The sequence below is a fragment of the Tissierella praeacuta genome, assembly GCF_040396155.1.
GTDB lineage: Bacteria > Bacillota > Clostridia > Tissierellales > Tissierellaceae > Tissierella > Tissierella praeacuta_A.
On record NZ_JBEBOY010000013.1, the window covers coordinates 1 to 18,400 of the forward strand.

The following is an 18,400-nucleotide window of genomic DNA, read 5'->3' on the forward strand; positions in this document are numbered from 1 at the left end:
TCACTGTGTAAGATACAGTGATTTCAAGCGTTATGAATTATGATTAACGCTAATATAATTAAATATGGAGGTGACTAAATGGAGTTAAAAGGAAAGCATAATATAGCTAAAGTATTTACAGATAGTTTGGAAGATAGAGCAAGTGAGCAAATAATAGAATTATTAAACCAAGATTTTATAAAGGATTCAAAAGTTCGAATAATGCCGGATGTTCATCAAGGTATGGGCTGTGTAATTGGATTTACTGCTGATATGGGAGATAAGGTAATACCTAATATTGTCGGAGTAGACATAGGATGTGGTATGCTCACTGTTGAATTAGGAAATATAGATATAGCTTTGCCAGCATTAGATGATGTAATAAATAGAAAAATTCCTTCTGGTAAATCCACACATAATGAAAGAAAGATTAAGTTTGATAAATTAAAGAACCTTTATTGTTTTAGAGATTTGAAGGATACTAAAAGAATCGAAAGAAGTATTGGAACACTTGGATCAGGCAATCATTTCATAGAGCTTGGAATAGATACCAAGGATAATAAATATTTAGTAATCCATTCAGGCAGTAGAAATCTAGGCAAGCAAGTTGCTGAAATTTATCAAAAATTAGCAATAGATTTATGTAGTGGTAAAGGTGATTATTTTGTTAAGAGAGAAGAGATAATTACTAATTATAAACTAGAGGGAAAGAAAAAGAAAATAAAGAAAGCCTTAGATGAGCTAAAGAAGGAATACGATGAGCTTCAACCTAAATATCCTAAGTCTTTGTGTTATTTAACTGGAGAATATAGAGAAAAGTATTTACATGATATGAGAATATGTCAAGAATACGCAAGTTTAAATCGTGAAATGATGGCAGATATTATATTAAATAATTTATTTGGAAAAGGACTTAATGAATTTACCTACTTTGAAACTATTCATAACTATATTAATTTCAAGGATAATATTATAAGGAAAGGTGCTATATCAGCCTATGAAGGTGAGAAGATTTTAATTCCTATGAATATGAGGGACGGCTCTATAATTGCAGTTGGAAAGGGTAATGCTGATTGGAACTATTCTGCTCCTCATGGGGCAGGAAGACTTATGAGCAGAAATGTTGCAAAGGAAGCAATTACTATGGATGAGTTTAAGAAAAGTATGGAAGGCATTTATTCTACTTCAATAAATGAACATACATTAGATGAAAGTCCCTTTGCATATAAACCAATGGAGGAAATAGTGAATAATATTGCTGAAACTGTAGAGATAGTAAATATAATAAAACCAATTTACAATTTTAAAGCATAGATGGTACAAATTTTAATTCTAAATTTGCTAATTGGGATGTTAAAAATTAAGTAAAAATCTGTATGGTTAATAGCTTAATTAGCTTATTTGTTTATTATTTTATTGTTATGGAATTACAGTTCAAATATTGTACTGCTCCAAATTTGCCATATAATATATTGCTTCTATAAGTGGCTAGAGAAGAGTTCAATAAATAAAATTAAATGAATAATAGGGTATTTTCATAAATAATTGAAAGATAAGTCAAAAAAGTATGTTTTTAAAACATACTTTTTTTATAATCCATTTTTACAACCAATTGAAAGGTTTTATTTTCCTTAATATAAATTTTTCATCAAATTGGCTTAGAACAGATTTACTTAATTCATTAATATTTCAGTAGAAGTCTTTTTACTAATTATTTTACAAACTAAAATTTTTTAATTTATAATTTTATACTATATTGTAAGGGACTTGGAAACAAAGTATAAGAAGAAACTTACTTAAAATATCTTTAATCGGAGTTAAGTGTATTTTACTGTTGACAAATTCATTATACAAACGTATAATGAATTTACGATATGATAATAAGAGGTGAAATTAATTGAAAAAACTTGGAGATGCAGAATTTGAAATAATGAAGGTAATTTGGGATTCAGATGAATCATTGGAGGCAAATGCTATTTTAGATGAATTAAAGGGAAAAAGAAAATGGGCATTATCGACTCTTATGTCATCCCTTGCAAGACTTGAAAAGAAAGGATTTATTAATATTAATAGAACTATGAGATATAATCTTTATACTGCTATTATCAAAGAAGAAGATTATAAGGCTAAGGAAAGCCAAAGCTTTTTAGAGAAGATTTATGATAATTCACTTCCAAGTTTAGTAATAAATCTATATAATAGCAAAACTATAAATAAAGATGATCTTTCAGAATTAAAGGAATTAATAGAGGATATTGGAAAGGATGAGGATAATGACTAAATACCTTTTAAATATTTTAGCTTTATCCTTTTCAATAGGATTAATTATATTTTTAACCTTGATAGTTTCAAAATTATTGAATAAAAAATATCTTATTAAATGGAGATATTTTTTATGGATAATTTTGAGTATAAGATTATTAATTCCAGTTAAAGTGAACTTACCATTGATAGTTTCTAAGTCTATAGAAGATAATTGGAATATTATGTCCAGCAAAGATAGTAATAAAACTCCTTTGGATTATTTTAATACAAAAGGTTCAAATAATATACAATCATTAGAAGGGCACCCAAAATCTGATGCCAAGGTTAAAGCTAATATTATTACACTAAAGACCTTTAAATCAATAAAAATTACTTACATAATAGGTTTGTTCATGTTTTTAGGGAATCACATTATTGTATATTTAGTATTTAGAAGAAAAGTTTTTGTCTCAGAAGAAGTTGTTAGGGATGAAATTATGATTGGAAATTATCAAAGGATCATTGATGAAATAGGACTAAAAAGAAAAGTAAGAATATTTAGAGATAAAGATATATCAACTCCTATATTAATGGGAATATTGAAGCCAGCAATAATTATCCCATCAAAGGACTATAGTGAAAAAGAAATTTACTATATTTTAAAACATGAATTGATGCATGTTAAAAGAAAAGACTTAGAATATAAATTATTGTTATTAATTGTAAATGGGCTACATTGGTTTAATCCATTAGTATATATTATGAGGAATACTGCAAATATAGATTTGGAAATATGTTGTGATTTAGATGTGTTAAAAAATCAGAAATTAGAAGAAAAGAAAACTTATTGTAACGTATTATTATCATCAATTGAAAGAGAGAAATATGGATATACATTAGCAACTTATTTTATAGGAGGGAGAAATGAGATGAAAGAAAGATTTAAGAGTATTATAAGTTCACATAATAAGAAAAATGGATTCACTGCTCTAGCTTCTATAATAGCTGCTACATTTATATTAAATACATTTATCCTCGAAAGAGTAGAAGGTTCTAATATAATGAAGGATATTGGAATGAATATGGAAAATAAACATAATGATATAAATACTAAGTTAAATGTAGACATAAAAACAGTGGAAAAGAAAAAAGGAGAACATGAAGAGATAAATATAATCAATAACAACCAAAACGTAATTAGGGAAAGACATGAGGAAAAATTAATTGAACAATATGAAGAAGAATATGAAAAATTGAGTCAAAGATCTGAGGAGTTTTCAGAACGTATCGAGAAGGTAAAACTTAGTGAGAATGAAAGAAGAAAGAATATGGAAAATATATCAATAGATAAGGGACGAGGATTCTTTTTAATAACAGGTATATTTGAGATTCCATATATTGATGAACTTGACTATAATAGGTTTAATAGGCTTGAAATATTTCCGGAGAAATATTCGGAAGAAACCCCCTTTTATGAAAATTGGGGTGAAGATAAGATTGAATATGTTTCATATTCCTTAAATAACTGTACATTTAATGCCGAAAGCGATATATTATTTTCTGTACATATATATGCAAAAGAAGGAGACATGATTGCAACTATAAAATCAGAAGAAGAAAATGGAGATCATGGAGTTAGAGTTAATTTTTCAGATGAAGAATATTATATTATCTTAGTAAATGAAGATGATAATTCTACAGAAAATGGTAGATATAGCATTTGGAGATAAGGTATATTTTCTTTAATAGAGTCTGATAGTTAATGGAATTAGACTAATGTATAATTAGAATAATTCATAATTATAGTAAATAAATTTAAATTTAAACATAGTATTAGAGTATTTTTAGGATTCAAATAAAATTTATAAACATCAATTAAATAAACTATTTTAATCCTACATTCTAACATCATTTTAATAATCTAATAGTTTCTTTATCAAGATTTAGTATAGATAATTATTTTTGCGACCATACTCCAACCTACATTAGGTGAGGTGGTTCTGCTAATGTTGATAAGACAGCTTTAATAGAAAATAACATGGAGGTTTGATAACTAATTAATTAGTTATCAAACCTCCATGTTATTTTTATATTTTATCAAATATTGTGTTAGGAGTAAAAAAAGGGGTATTATATAAATAAGTTAGGTGTGCCTAACATTAACCATTATGGGGGAGGATTATGAACGTAAGCAAAGAAGACTATTTAAAAGTTATATATGAACTTGGAGGAGAAAATAATTTAGTTAGCAACAAAGATATAGCTAATAGACTCAATATATCAGCGCCTTCTGTATCTGAAATGATAAAAAAATTATTACAAGATGGATATGTTGAGTACACGTTATATCAAGGTATAAAGCTTACAAAATATGGAACTAAAGAAGCTAAGAAAATTAGAAACAGGCATCTTTTATGGGAAGTTTTTCTTGTAGAAAAGCTTGGATATAATTTGGATGAAATACATGAAGAAGCAGAGAAACTAGAACATGTGACTAGTGATATATTGGAAGAAAAGTTAGATAGATATTTGAATTACCCAAAGGAATGTCCCCATGGGTCAAAGATAATAAGGGAGGAATAGATAATGAAAAAAATATTAAGTTTGATTATGGTTTTATCTATAATAATGGTTGTTCTAACAGGTTGCGGAAGTCAAGGAAAATCAATTGAAGATAACAAGTATAAAGTTGTCGCTACTACTACTTTAGTTGCAGACTTAGTGAAATCCATAGGTGGAGAATATGTAAATGTTCAAGGATTAATGGGACCAGGGGTAGACCCTCATTTATATAAAGCCAGTGCAGGAGATGTTACTGTAATGCAAAATGCAGATATGGTGGTTTATAATGGTATTCACCTAGAGGGAAAAATGGGAGAAATATTTGAAAATATAGAGGATAGTAAAAAGATGATTTTAGCAGTATCACAAGATATGGATGAGTCAAATTTTATTGATTTTGTTACTAATCCCGGAAGTTTCGACCCTCATATTTGGTTTGATGTAAGACTTTGGAAAGAAGCAGCAAAGACTGTAACAGAAGGACTTAAGGAACTAGATAAGGAACATGCAAGTGAATTTGATAGTAATTTAGAAAATTATTTGATAGAACTTGATGAACTTGATGGATATATTAGACAAAGGGTATCAGAATTAGCTGAGGAAAATAGAATTCTCATAACAGCCCATGATGCATTTCACTATTTCGGCAATGCCTATGGTTTTGAGGTAAAGGGGCTGCAAGGTATAAGTACTGCCTCTGAAGCTGGAACATCTGATGTTAGTCAGCTAGCAAAATTCATTGTAGAACACAAGATTAAGGCAGTATTTGTTGAGTCCTCAGTTCCAAGAAAAAGTATTGAGGCATTACAAGAAGCCGTAAGGGCACAAGGATTTCAAGTGGAAATCGGCGGAGAACTTTATTCAGATTCTACAGGTGATATAGGAACTGATGCTGAGACTTATATAGGCACATTTAAAGCAAATATAGATATAATTGTTGATGCGTTGAAATAATCAGAAGGAGGAAATAAATATGAATCTTGATTATATAATAGAAGTCGAAGATATGACAGTGGCATATCAAACAAAACCAGTTTTATGGGATATAGATCTAGATATTCCAAAATCTGTTCTAATGGCCATAGTAGGACCAAATGGTGCGGGGAAATCAACTTTAATAAAGGCAATGTTAGATTTAATAAAACCTGTGTCAGGAAATGTACTATTCAATGGTCAAAGTTATAGATCCCAAAGGAAACATATAGGCTATGTACCTCAATCAGAAAGTGTAGACTGGGATTTTCCAGCTAATGTTTTAGATGTAGTTCTTATGGGAAGATATGGAGAACTGGGATGGCTAAAACATCCAAAGGAAGAAGATAGAAGAAAAGCTATAGAGGCATTAGAAAAAGTAGGTATGATAGAGTTCAAAGACAGGCAGATATCTCAATTGTCTGGTGGACAGCAGCAAAGAATATTTCTTGCTAGAGCATTAGTCCAAGATGCAGATATATATTTTATGGATGAACCCTTTAAGGGGGTAGATGCTAAGACGGAGAAGGCAATAATATCTATTTTAAAGGAATTAAAGGAAAGAGGAAAAACCATAATAGTTGTTCATCATGACCTTCAGACTGTGGAAGAATACTTTGATTGGGTAGTATTATTAAATACTCAGATAATTGCCAGTGGACCTGTTGATGAAGTGTTCACAGATGAAAACTTAAAGAAAGCCTATAGAAGTACAGGTCAGATTTTAAAAAGGTAGGTGAGAATATTGTCAGTACTAAATCTTATTTTAACAGATTATACCTTGAGAATTGTATCCTTAGGTTCTATCCTTCTAGGTATAATATCAGGAGTATTAGGTAGCTTTGCTGTCATAAGGAAAGAAAGTTTATTAGGAGATGCAGTTTCCCATTCAACATTGCCAGGAATTGCATTAGCATTTTTAATGACTCAGACTAAGAGAACGGAAGTATTGTTACTTGGAGCCTTAATATCAGGATTATTATCTACATTTATTATTCTTGCCATAGTTAAATATTCAAGAATTAAATTTGATAGTGCTTTGGCATTAATATTATCAGTCTTTTTTGGAGGCGGAATTGTTTTATTAACCTATATCCAGAAAATACCTAATGCAAATCAAGCAGGATTAGAAAAGTTTATTTTCGGTCAGGCATCTACACTCTTAAAAAGAGATGTTGAAATCATGGCAGTTTTGGGAGCTGCTTTAATAGCATTGACTATTATATTTTGGAAAGAATTCAAGATAGTATCATTTGATGCAGACTATGCAGAAAGCCTTGGATTCTCTACTAAGAGAATAACTACACTACTTTTCTTCATGATAGTAACTGCCATTATTATAGGGCTGCAAACTGTGGGAGTTATTTTAATGAGTGCAATGCTTACAGCACCGGCAGTGGCTGCTAGACAATGGACAGATAAATTATCTACCATGGTAATTTTATCAGCTATATTCGGAGCAGTATCAGGAGTTGTGGGTACTATATTAAGTTCAATAGTTTCAAAATTACCCACAGGTCCAATGATAGTAATAGTTATAAGTATGATAGTAATCATTAGTATAGGATTTGCACCTAATAGGGGATTAATATGGAAATATTTTAGAAACAGAAAGAAACAAAGAGAAATAAATGAAGATCAAGTATTGGTAAATCTTTATAATTTAGCTATGAACCATGAGGATATAAATCATAGTCATGATATTTTCATAATTAAGCCAAATAAATCTATGAATGAAAAGGCGGCTAAGGAGCTTGTAAATAAGTTAGGGTCTTTGGAGAAGAAGGGGCTTGTTAGAAAAGATTATTTTAATAAATGGGCTATTACCGAAAAAGGTATAAAATTTGCAGAGAATTATTTTAAAGAGGAGGAGATATAATGTCACCACAATTGGAAATTCAAATTATAGCTGTTATAGTTGCAGTAGCATGTTCTCTTCCAGGAGTATTTTTAGTACTTCGAAAAATGTCTATGATGTCAGATGCCATAACCCATACGATTTTATTGGGGATAGTAATTGGGTTTTTCATGGTAAATAGTTTGACATCACCACTTTTAATAGTGGGGGCAGCCCTTATGGGAGTATTTACTGTATTTTTAACTGAGATGTTAAATAGCACTAAATTAGTATCGGAAGATTCAGCCATAGGTGTTGTATTTCCATTACTTTTTAGTATAGCTATAATAATTATATCAAGATATGCTGGATCAGTTCATCTGGATACAGATTCTGTATTGTTGGGTGAGCTTGCATTTGCACCATTTCAGCGTATGAGAATATTTGGAGTAGATATAGGAGCAAAGGCTATTTATTCCATGGGTATTATTCTAATAATAAATCTTTTATTTGTAATAATATTATTTAAGGAACTAAAAATAGTAACCTTTGACCCAGCTCTAGCAACTGTTTTAGGATTTTCACCTGCTTTAATACATTATAGTTTAATGACCATAGTATCAATAACTGCTGTTGGAGCATTTGAATCTGTAGGTTCTATTCTGGTAATTGCCTTTATGATAGGTTCTCCAGTAACTGCATATCTAATTACAGACGATTTAAAAAATATGCTTATTTTAAGTGGAATAATAGGTGGGTTAAATGGAATTTTAGGTTATCAATTTGCATCTATACTAGATGTTTCAATAGCTGGCTCTATGGCATTGATGACAGGAATAACATTTATGTTAGTATTTATATTTTCACCTAGAAGAGGACTTCTGACTACAGTAAGTAGGAGAAAACGCCAAAGAATAGAGTTTGCAGAAAAATCTCTAATGTTTCATTTATATAATCATGAAGGCAAAGAAGATGAAGCTTTTGAAAGTGGAGTTCATACTATTGAAAAACATTTACAGTGGAATGAACAGTTTCTGAAATCTATTATAAAGGGATTAAAAAGAAAGGAGAAAATATATATAAAAGATGATATAATTAAACTAACTGAATCAGGAAGAGAATATGCTATAAAAAGTTACGAAGAGATAGTATCAGGGTTTGATATTAGTACAGAATAAAACCATATAATAAAAATTAATGGGAGGAAATATGATTTTAATCTTTGCAGTAGATAATAATTGGAATATTGGTTATGATGGCGGTTTATTATATAAAATATCAGAGGATCTAAAAAGATTTAGGAGGCTAACGGAAGGCAATATAATTATAATGGGTAGAAAAACCTTTGAATCTTTACCCGATAAAAAACCATTGCCAAATAGGATAAATATTGTAATTACTAGAGATAAAGAATATAAAGTAGAAGGTGCTATTGTTATTAATTCTATAGAAGAGTTATATCCATTATTAGAAAAACTAAATCCTAATAATGAAATGGAGAACTTTATAATAGGAGGAGGTGAAATTGCAAGGGAAACCATATCTTATTGCAATAAGGCCTATATAACTAAAATCTTTAAATCCTTTGAAAAGGCAGATACCTTTATCACTAATTTAGATATGCTTAATGATTGGAATATAGTAAAAGAATCAGAAGTATATAAACAGGAGGATTTAGAGTATAAATATGTAGATTATATTAAAGATAAATAAATATTCCCTGCAACTTTTTAGTTGTAGGGAATATTTATGGATTTAGATTAATTTTAAGAGTCCTAGCACCATTAATATAATTCCGGATAACCAAGATAAATTAATTTTGGTTTTTTCAACAATCTTTTTACCGATGAATAATCCACTATAAATGGAAATCATTCCAACGACTAAAGATAACCCTATTACTTGTAAGTAATTAATATTACCTAAACTACTTCCAAAACCAACAGCTAATGAGTCCAAAGAAAGAGCTGTTGCAAGATATATGGCTTCTTTTGAATCCAGATTTTTTGATAGATTAAAATCTGCTTTAGTTTCATCAACATAGACATCTATAACAAACCATATGTCAAATAATTTTATTTTAACCTTCTCATTTCCTTTCAGTTTTCTTTCCAAATAAGATTTAAAAATACTTTCAAATAAATAATATACACCAAGTAATATGAGTATAATAGATCCTGAGATTAATGCAACATGTTCAGGTAGTATCTTTCTTATTTGGAGACCAAAAAAAATGGACAATGCTAAAAAGGTTGCACAGATAATATCAATAATTAATATTGACTTGAAAGGCATTTTTATTTTATTTGTCCCATATGCTATACTAGCCACGAAGGCATCTAAGGATAAGGCTAATACTAATAATATATTTTCCACATTTAGCACCCCTGTTATTTTGAACTATTATCATTTTATTCAGATTAGAAATAATTGTTACCTTAATATAGGTGAAGGAAAATATATGGTAATAATAAAAAGCTTATCCAAATATAAATATACAATAATATATAGATAAACAAGTTTAAATATAATTTAAGAAAAGTTACTAGGTTTATATAATAGATCTTAAAATATTTAATTAGATTATGAAACTATTTATCTATATTAAAGAATAAATCAACTTTAGGGGGATAATATGAATATAATTTTTACGTTATTATTATTTATTATAGGCTTAATAATGATAGTTAAAGGCGGTGACTGGTTTTTAGATTCTACAGTTTGGATTGCAGAAAAGACAGGAGTTTCCTTTGGAATAATAGGAGCCACTATAGTCAGTGTAGCTACTACATTGCCAGAACTGTTAGTTTCAACCCTATCAAGTAAGGGCGGATTTACAGATATGGCAGTGGGCAATGCCTTAGGCTCATATATATGTAATATAGCATTTATTGTTGGGCTATGTGTTTTGATAAAGCCCATTAAGATTAAGGATGACTTTTTTGGAGTCAAAGGTGCAATGATGTTTGGATATCTGGCTATTTTTTATTATTTTGCCTCTGATGGAGTGATCAATCATATAGAAGGTAAAATGCTATTATTATTAGTGATACCATTTATTTTAATCAATATTTTTGAACATAAAAATGAAAATGGAAATGGTAAAAAAAGACTTAAAAAAGATATTAAAAAGAAAGAATTATGTTTAAATGCTGGTAAATTTGCAATAGGGGCATTTTTTATTGTCTATGGTGCTCATATATTGGTAAAGACCGGGGTAGAAATAGCAAATTTCTTGAGGATTCCAAAACAGGTAGTTAGTTTAACTTTACTTGCAGTAGGAACATCTCTACCTGAACTTGTTACAGCTGTATCAGCTACTATAAAAGATAAACAAAATATATCTGTAGGAAATATAATAGGAGCCAATATATTAAATATGACCATAGTTATGGGAGCATCATCTTTAGTTAGCAGCGGAGGTTTAATTATATCAAATCAAACTTTAACTTTAGATGTTCCTATGGGAACCATAGTAGCATTAATATTTATATTAGTGGGAACATTTTATGAAAAAATAGGAAGGATTACAGGAATATTATTATTAGCCTTATACATAGGATATTTATTTATACTATTTTAATTTAATGGAAAAGGATGAATTGGAGCTGCTAGTTACTAGTAGCTCTATGAAATTAAACTAAAGATTTTATATAGCTGTTAAATAAAAATATAATTAGAACCATAATTTAAAGAAAATTATGATATCATATGATTTACATAGTATATGAAAGGTAAGTGATACCATGAAAACTTTAATAAAAAATATAAATTTAATTAGCCCTTATGAAATATTTTTTAGTTATTGTGTAGTTGTAAATGGAAAAAAGATAGTTGAAATAGGTACTGAGGACAATATAAATATGGAAGATATAGATTTAGTTATTGATGGAAAAGGAAATTTTTTAGTACCTGGGTTTATTGATATCCATAATCATGGAAATATGGGATTTGATATTATGGATAGCACTGAAGAAGCCATAGATAATATGGGAAAGTTTCATTTACAAAATGGTGTTACATCATATTTAGGGACCGTAATAACATCTTCCTATGAAAATATGTCTAATGCCATAAAAAATCTAGCAGATTATAAAAACAAGGAGGAATTATCTCAATTAATAGGTATACATCTAGAAGGTCCATTTTTTTCCTTAAAGAAAAAAGGAGCTCAGCCAAGTAAATATGTTAAAAATCCAGATATAGAAGAAATAGAGGAAATTGTTAATATATCTAAGGGGCGTTTAAAGATGGTTTCCATAGCTCCTGAAATTTCTGGGGCATTGGACATTATATCTTATTTAAAATCAAATGATATTACTGTAGCATTAGCCCATAGTAATGCAAGTTTTGAAAAGACGGAGTCAGGTATAAACTATGGTGCCACTGTAGCTACCCATTTGTATAACGGAATGAGGGAATTTAACCATAGAGAGCCTGGTATAATAGGTGCTGCATTGTTAGATGAAAGAGTATATTGTGAGATTATATATGATAGGATTCATTTACATGATGGGGCAGTAAAAATTGCCCTTAAAATGAAAGGGACTGATAAGATAGTTTTAATATCGGATGCTATGATGGCAGCAGGATTATCAGATGGTGATTATGATTTAGGAGGACAGAAAGTAATAGTAAAGGATAGTATAGCTAGATTAGAAACAGGAAATTTAGCAGGCTCTACTTTGAACCTAAGGGATGCAGTATATAATATAATACATTATCTAGATGTACCTATGAAAGATGCAATAAAAATGGCAAGTTTATCTCCTGCTAAAGCCATAGGAATCCATAAGTATAAAGGAAGTATTGAAATTGGTAAGGATGCAGATATGCTTTTAATAGATAAGAATATAAATATACTAGGCACTATGGTTATGGGAAAATGGGAGTCATATAGCAGGTAATAAAGCTAAACTAAAGGGGGTAGCAGATTGAAGGTCATTGATAGGGTATATAATAAACTTTTAGATTTAGAGAAGGAAAATAAAACTGGTATATCTGCTATGGATATATCAAAAGAGCTAAATTTAGACAGGTCAACAATTAGTAGATATCTTAATACTTTATATAAAGATAAAAAGATAAAAAAATTAAATGGAAGACCAGTATTATATCAGTCAATATCCAATAATAAAGATAAATCCTTTGATAATAAGTTTAGCAATGGATTAAATAGCTTAGACAAACTAGTGGGAGCTAAGCAGAGTTTAGGCATTCCTATAGAGAAAGCAAAAGCTGCTATTATATATCCGCCAAAAGGGCTTCATACTTTGCTTTTAGGAGAAACTGGAGTTGGTAAGTCTTTATTTGCTGAGCAGATGTATGAATATGCTAAAGAAGTCAATGTGTTAGGGAATAATGCCCCATTTATAAGATTTAATTGTGCAGATTATGTCAACAACCCTAATCTTTTAACGGCACAGATTTTTGGAGTAAAAAAAGGCGCATTTACAGGAGCTGATATAGATAGGGATGGGCTTTTAAGAAAGGCTGATAAAGGAGTACTTTTTTTAGATGAAATACATAGATTAACTCCTGAGGGGCAAGAAATGTTATTTACATACATAGATAAGGGATACTTCAGACCCCTTGGAGAGAGTGAGAAGACAATATATGTAAATGTTAGGATAATAGCTGCAACTACAGAGGATCCAGAGTCATATTTACTGCAAACTTTCTCTAGAAGAATACCTATGGTAATTAAGTTACCAAATCTCCATGAGAGGTCCTTAGGAGAGAGATATTTTTTAATAGAATCCTTTATTAAAGAGGAATCACGTAGACTTGGACAAAGCATTTATATTAATAAAAATTCAATTATCTCTTATTTACTATATGATTGTCTGAATAATATTGGTCAACTAAAAAGTGATATACAGCTTTCCTGCGCCAAGGCCTTTTTAAATTATAAGGCAAATTCAAGTAAATTTCTTATGATAAATCAAGGAAATTTACCTAATCATGTGAGAAAAGGATTACTACATTTAAATGAATATAGGAATGAGATTAATGAGTTATTAAGTGGAGTTAATGATATATTGAAATATAGCGGAATAGAAGATATACCTTTAAAATTGAGTCATGAAGAGGAAAATATAGGTGAAGATTTCTATAATATAATTGAGGGGAAAATTAATTCTTTTAAGATGTCTGGAATGGATGAGTCAGATATAAATGAAGTCTTAAGTATAGATATAGAATCTCATTTTCAAAGATATATTGGAGAAATAAGCAGACGTTATAAAAAAGATGAAATTCATAATATAGTTGATAAAGAAATAATAGATATAGTTGAGGAAATATTGTTACTGGCTGAGAAAGTCTTAAATAGAGAATATGATGAAAGAATATATTTTGGATTATCTTTTCACCTTGAAAGAAGTGTTGAGAGAATTAGAGAAGGAGAAAGAATATATAATCCTAAGTTGAATTTTATTAGAATAAACTATGAAGATGAATTTATATTTGCTATGAAAATAGCGAAGTTAATAGATAACAAATTTAATATTGAAATACCAGTAGATGAAATAGGATATTTGGCTATGTTTTTTGCATCTGATTATTTTAAAGACAAAAATGAAATAGAATCAAATGTGAAGATTATCCTTGTAATGCATGGTCGAAGTACTGCAAGCTCAATGGTGGAAGTAGTAAATAGTTTAATCGGTTCTGATTTTGTCATAGGTCTTGATATGCCTCTATCTATGGAACCTCATAAAATGTATGAAATAACTAAGGACAAGGTTTTGGAAGTTCATAGAGATAAAGGTGTTATTTTAATGGTAGATATGGGTTCTTTAACAAATTTTGGCCATATGATTACTGAAGAAACTGGTATTGAAGTCGAAACAATTGATATGGCAAGTACATTATCGGTTTTAGATATTGCAAGAAAAGCAATAATTGGATATACATTGGAGGATATTCTAGATTCAATTGGTCCTAAGGGCATAAAGAATACTCGACATAGGCATAGGAAAAAGGAAAATATAATTGTTGCTGCTTGCTTTACAGGTGATGGGGTGGCAAGGAAGATATCAGATATTTTAAATAATATAATAGGACATAAAAATATTAAAACAATCGCTATTAATATTATTGATGATAGAAGATTAGAAGATAGAATATCAGAATTAGATAAGGATTATAATATATTGTCTATTATCAGTGCAGTTAATATAAATATAAAGTCAATACCATTTATTTCAGCTATTGACCTTTTTTCAAGAGAAACTGTGGAAAGGTTAGAAGAAATAGTTGAAGAAGCTGAAATGTACGATAAAATATGGGATTCCCTTAGGGAGCATTTAATACATTTAGAAAGTGATTTACTTATTAAAGATATTAAATATCTAATAAATGGACTGGGAGAAAGCTTAAATATTAAAGTAACTAATGATGTTAAAATGGGTATGGCTCTTCATATCTGTTTTATGATAGAGAGTCTTTTGGCTGGTGAGAAGACTAGAGTATTTGATGATTTAGATAGATTTAAGGAATTATATCTAAAGGAAATGATAGTTGCAAGGGAACAGTTTAAAACTATTAAGGAGGATTATAAAGTAGATATAGGAGATAATGAGATAGCCTATATTGTTAAATCCTTTATGGAAAATAATAATAGTGTGTAATAGTGTGCAATGTATTACACACTATTTTTTATTATAGAAATGTTGAATTATTAGGTGTTAAGGAAGATAATATGTTGGCATCTATATTGCAATATATATTAATACACTAATCATTAGATATGGTGGGAAAAGGAGGGATTTATTTGTATAATATTTTATTAGTATGCTCAGCAGGAATGTCTACCAGTTTATTAGTGACTAAAATGGAAAAAGCAGCAAAGGAGCAAGGAATAGAAGTAAGTATAAAGGCTGTTGCAGAGGCTGATTTAAAGAACAATTTAGAAAATCTTGATGCATTGCTTTTAGGACCGCAAGTCAGATATATGCTTTCTAAAGTCAAAGATCTAATGGATCCTAGGGGGATTAAGGTGGATGTAATAAACAGTATGGATTATGGAACTATGAATGGTGCTAAGGTATTGGACCAAGCTATTTCAATGATTGAAGGGAAATAATTATTTATTATTATTTAAAGGGGGATAAGTATGAATGGATTTATGAGATGGATAGAAAATAAATTTGTTCCTGTTGCAGGGAAAATTGGCTCTCAAAGACATCTTGCAGCAATTAGAGACGGCTTTGTTGGTATTATGCCTATTGTTTTAGCAGGTTCCTTTGCAGTATTATTGAATAATACTTTAGGTGAATTAGTTCCTGCAATAGGGAAAGTACTAGGTCCTATTAATGGTAATGTTTGGTGGGGAACTCTGGCAATGCTAGGTTTACTTGCAACCTTCTCCATAGGTTATAATCTTGCAAAATCCTATGGTGAAGATGGTTTATCGGCAGGTTTAATTTCAGTAGCATCATTTATCACAACATTACCTCAAGCCCATGGAGATGCAGGATGGGGATATTTACACTGGGGTTATTTAGATGCTAATGGATTATTTACTGGTATTATTGTAGCATTAATTGCAACGGAAATATTTGTAAAGTTAACTAAACGAGGTTTGACAATAAAGATGCCAGATACTGTACCATCAGCTGTAGGCAGAGCTTTTGCTTCTGTATTGCCTGGATTTATTGCAATATTTTTATTTGGTATATTAACATATATAATCAATGCGGCAGAATTAGGCAGCTTATACGATATAATATTTAACCTTATACAAAAACCTCTTATGGGTTTAACTCAAGGTATGATAGCAGTAATATTGATACCTATTATAATGAATTTCTTGTGGTTCCTTGGAGTGCATGGTGCCAATATATTTGAGCCGATTATGCAGTCCGTATATTTACCAGCTCTTACAGATAACTATAATGCAATTATGGCAGGAGAAAAAGCACCACATTTAATTACTAAGGCTTTCTTTGATTCATTTGTTCATTTAGGTGGTTCTGGTGCAACATTAGCATTAATAGTTGCAATCTTTATAGTCGTTAGGAAGAGAAAAGAATATAAGGAAGTAGCTAAATTATCATTACCATTGGGGATATTCCAGATTAATGAGTCTGTAATATATGGACTTCCAATTGTATTGAATCCCATTTTGTTTATTCCATTTTTAATAGTACCTGGTGTATTGACTTTAGTGGCTTATATAGCTACAGCTACTGGAATAGTGCCCCCAACTTATGTACAGATACCTTGGATTACACCAGTAGGTATTGGGGCATTTTTAGCAACAGGTGCTAAGGGCATAGGAAGTTTTATGGCTGCATTATTAGCTATATTAAATTTTGTTATAGCCATTATAATCTATCTGCCATTTGTGAAGGCAGCAGAGAAACAAGCAATAGAAAGAGAAAAAGTAAAAAGTTAATAGGGAGGGGTATATGCCCTTCCCTTAATTCAAAGGAGTTGACTATATGAATAAATCTCTCAAGATAGGAACAATAGGAGGAGGTTCTTCCTATACTCCAGAGTTTTTAGAAGGTCTGATAAATAGATATGATGAATTGCCTGTAGATGAATTATGGCTTGTGGATATAGAAGAGAGATTAGATAAACTTGAAATCATTGGAGAACTAGGAAGAAGAATGATAGATAAGGCAAATATTCCAATGAAAATATTTACAACAACAGATAGAAAGAAAGCTATTAAGGATGCAGACTTTGTAACTACCCAAATTAGGGTAGGACTATTAAAATCACGAGTTAAGGATGAAAGGATTCCATTATCCTATGGGTTTATAGGGCAAGAAACCAATGGAGCAGGTGGATTAATTAATGGACTTAGAACCATACCTGTAATATTGGAAATAGCTGATGAAATGAAGGATTTATGTCCCGATGCATGGTTAATTAACTTTACAAACCCTGTTGGAATGGTTACGGAAGCTTTAGCAAGATATTCAAAGCATAGAAAATTTGTTGGTCTTTGCAATACGCCTGTAGGTATAGAAAGGGGTATAGCTAAGATTTTAGATATAGATCATAGTAGAATAAGAATTGATTTTGCTGGATTAAATCATATGATATACGGATTTAATACATTTATAGATAATGAAGATAAGACAGCAGAAGTCTTTGAAGAATTTATTAAAAACTCTATTTTAGTTAATATGAAAAACATAGAAGAAATGGAGTGGGATGAAAAGTTTTCAAGAGCATTAAACTTAATTCCTTGCCCATACCATAAATACTATTATAAACAGCGAGATATGTTAGAGAGTCAATTAAATCAATATAAAAATGGAAGTACAAGGGCAGAGGAAGTCATTAAAACGGAGTCAGAGCTATTTAATCTATATAAAAATCCAAAGTTAAATACAAAACCTATTGAGTTAGAAAAAAGAGGGGGCGCATATTATTCCGATGCAGCATGTAATTTGATTTCCTCAATTTATAATGATAAAGGTGATTTACAAGTAGTAAATACAATTAATAGAGATACAATTAAGGATTTTCCATCAGATTATGCCATAGAAATCACTAGCTATATTACTAAGGACGGTCCCATACCTCATAAGTTTATAGACGAGTTTCCAGTTAGCATAAAGGGTTTGATTAATCAAATAAAAACATTTGAAGTTCTTGGAGCAGAATCGGCTGTGGAAGGGAACTATGAAAAGGCATTGCTTGCCATGACATTAAATCCATTAGTGGCTAATGATATGCTAGGACACAGGCTATTAGATGAAATGCTTGAGGTTAATAGGAAATACCTGCCAAGGTTCTATAATAAAGAATTCCATAGGGGAAATCAATAAAGGAGAGATTAAA

Annotated in this window: 16 protein-coding genes; 15 read left to right on the forward strand and 1 reads right to left on the reverse strand. The window is 30.1% G+C overall.

Annotated features, from left to right (window positions below; all coding sequences use genetic code 11):
- Positions 1-78: 78 nt before the first annotated feature.
- The 9 genes from ABWP20_RS08245 to ABWP20_RS08285 all read left to right on the forward strand — a co-directional run bounded on the left by ABWP20_RS08245 (position 79) and on the right by ABWP20_RS08285 (position 9,307).
- The gene (locus ABWP20_RS08245) at positions 79-1,293 is read left to right on the forward strand and encodes an RtcB family protein (protein WP_353095317.1); all 1,215 of its coding nucleotides are present in this window, start codon (positions 79-81) and stop codon (positions 1,291-1,293) included.
- Between the two features lie 583 nt (positions 1,294-1,876).
- Entirely contained in the window at positions 1,877-2,260 is a 384-nt protein-coding gene (locus ABWP20_RS08250) for a BlaI/MecI/CopY family transcriptional regulator (RefSeq protein ID WP_353095318.1), read from the forward strand.
- Entirely contained in the window at positions 2,253-3,953 is a 1,701-nt protein-coding gene (locus ABWP20_RS08255; RefSeq protein WP_353095319.1) for a M56 family metallopeptidase, read from the forward strand. The genes ABWP20_RS08250 and ABWP20_RS08255 overlap by 8 nt, the downstream gene beginning before the upstream one ends.
- A 451-nt stretch (positions 3,954-4,404) precedes the next feature.
- A complete protein-coding gene (locus ABWP20_RS08260; RefSeq protein ID WP_353095320.1) occupies positions 4,405-4,806 on the forward strand; it encodes a metal-dependent transcriptional regulator in 402 nt (133 codons plus the stop codon).
- A gap of 3 nt (positions 4,807-4,809) precedes the next feature.
- Positions 4,810-5,739, forward strand: a complete 930-nt coding sequence (locus tag ABWP20_RS08265) for a metal ABC transporter solute-binding protein, Zn/Mn family (RefSeq protein WP_353095321.1) — start codon at positions 4,810-4,812, stop codon at positions 5,737-5,739.
- Positions 5,740-5,758: 19 nt separating this feature from the next.
- Entirely contained in the window at positions 5,759-6,493 is a 735-nt protein-coding gene (locus ABWP20_RS08270) for a metal ABC transporter ATP-binding protein (RefSeq protein ID WP_353095322.1), read from the forward strand.
- Positions 6,494-6,502: 9 nt separating this feature from the next.
- Positions 6,503-7,636: a metal ABC transporter permease gene (locus ABWP20_RS08275; protein WP_353095323.1), complete on the forward strand. Its 1,134-nt coding sequence runs from the start codon at positions 6,503-6,505 to the stop codon at positions 7,634-7,636.
- Complete coding sequence (locus tag ABWP20_RS08280; RefSeq protein ID WP_353095324.1) at positions 7,636-8,772, forward strand: metal ABC transporter permease; 1,137 nt, start codon at positions 7,636-7,638, stop codon at positions 8,770-8,772. Before ABWP20_RS08275 ends, ABWP20_RS08280 begins: the two co-directional genes overlap by 1 nt.
- A gap of 31 nt (positions 8,773-8,803) precedes the next feature.
- Complete coding sequence (locus tag ABWP20_RS08285) at positions 8,804-9,307, forward strand: dihydrofolate reductase (RefSeq protein ID WP_353095325.1); 504 nt, start codon at positions 8,804-8,806, stop codon at positions 9,305-9,307.
- 42 nt (positions 9,308-9,349) lie between these two features.
- On the opposite strand, the gene ytaF is transcribed toward ABWP20_RS08285, so the two are convergent.
- Positions 9,350-9,970: a sporulation membrane protein YtaF gene (gene ytaF / locus ABWP20_RS08290; protein WP_353095326.1), complete on the reverse strand. Its 621-nt coding sequence runs from the start codon at positions 9,968-9,970 to the stop codon at positions 9,350-9,352.
- A gap of 259 nt (positions 9,971-10,229) precedes the next feature.
- Here ytaF and ABWP20_RS08295 point away from each other — a divergent pair, with 259 nt between their 5' ends.
- From ABWP20_RS08295 to ABWP20_RS08320, 6 genes are all read left to right on the forward strand, one after another.
- Positions 10,230-11,177 (forward strand): calcium/sodium antiporter, encoded by a 948-nt coding sequence (locus ABWP20_RS08295; RefSeq protein ID WP_353095327.1) that lies wholly within the window; start codon positions 10,230-10,232, stop codon positions 11,175-11,177.
- A gap of 163 nt (positions 11,178-11,340) precedes the next feature.
- Positions 11,341-12,501, forward strand: coding sequence for an N-acetylglucosamine-6-phosphate deacetylase (nagA, locus tag ABWP20_RS08300; protein WP_353095328.1), 1,161 nt, complete (start codon positions 11,341-11,343; stop codon positions 12,499-12,501).
- 27 nt (positions 12,502-12,528) lie between these two features.
- Complete coding sequence (locus ABWP20_RS08305) at positions 12,529-15,228, forward strand: sigma-54-dependent transcriptional regulator (protein WP_353095329.1); 2,700 nt, start codon at positions 12,529-12,531, stop codon at positions 15,226-15,228.
- Positions 15,229-15,371: 143 nt separating this feature from the next.
- Complete coding sequence (locus tag ABWP20_RS08310; protein WP_353095330.1) at positions 15,372-15,683, forward strand: PTS sugar transporter subunit IIB; 312 nt, start codon at positions 15,372-15,374, stop codon at positions 15,681-15,683.
- 30 nt (positions 15,684-15,713) lie between these two features.
- Positions 15,714-16,997, forward strand: a complete 1,284-nt coding sequence (locus ABWP20_RS08315; RefSeq protein WP_353095331.1) for a PTS sugar transporter subunit IIC — start codon at positions 15,714-15,716, stop codon at positions 16,995-16,997.
- Positions 16,998-17,043: 46 nt separating this feature from the next.
- The gene (locus ABWP20_RS08320) at positions 17,044-18,387 is read left to right on the forward strand and encodes a 6-phospho-beta-glucosidase (protein WP_353095332.1); all 1,344 of its coding nucleotides are present in this window, start codon (positions 17,044-17,046) and stop codon (positions 18,385-18,387) included.
- The last annotated feature ends 13 nt before the right edge of the window (positions 18,388-18,400 follow it).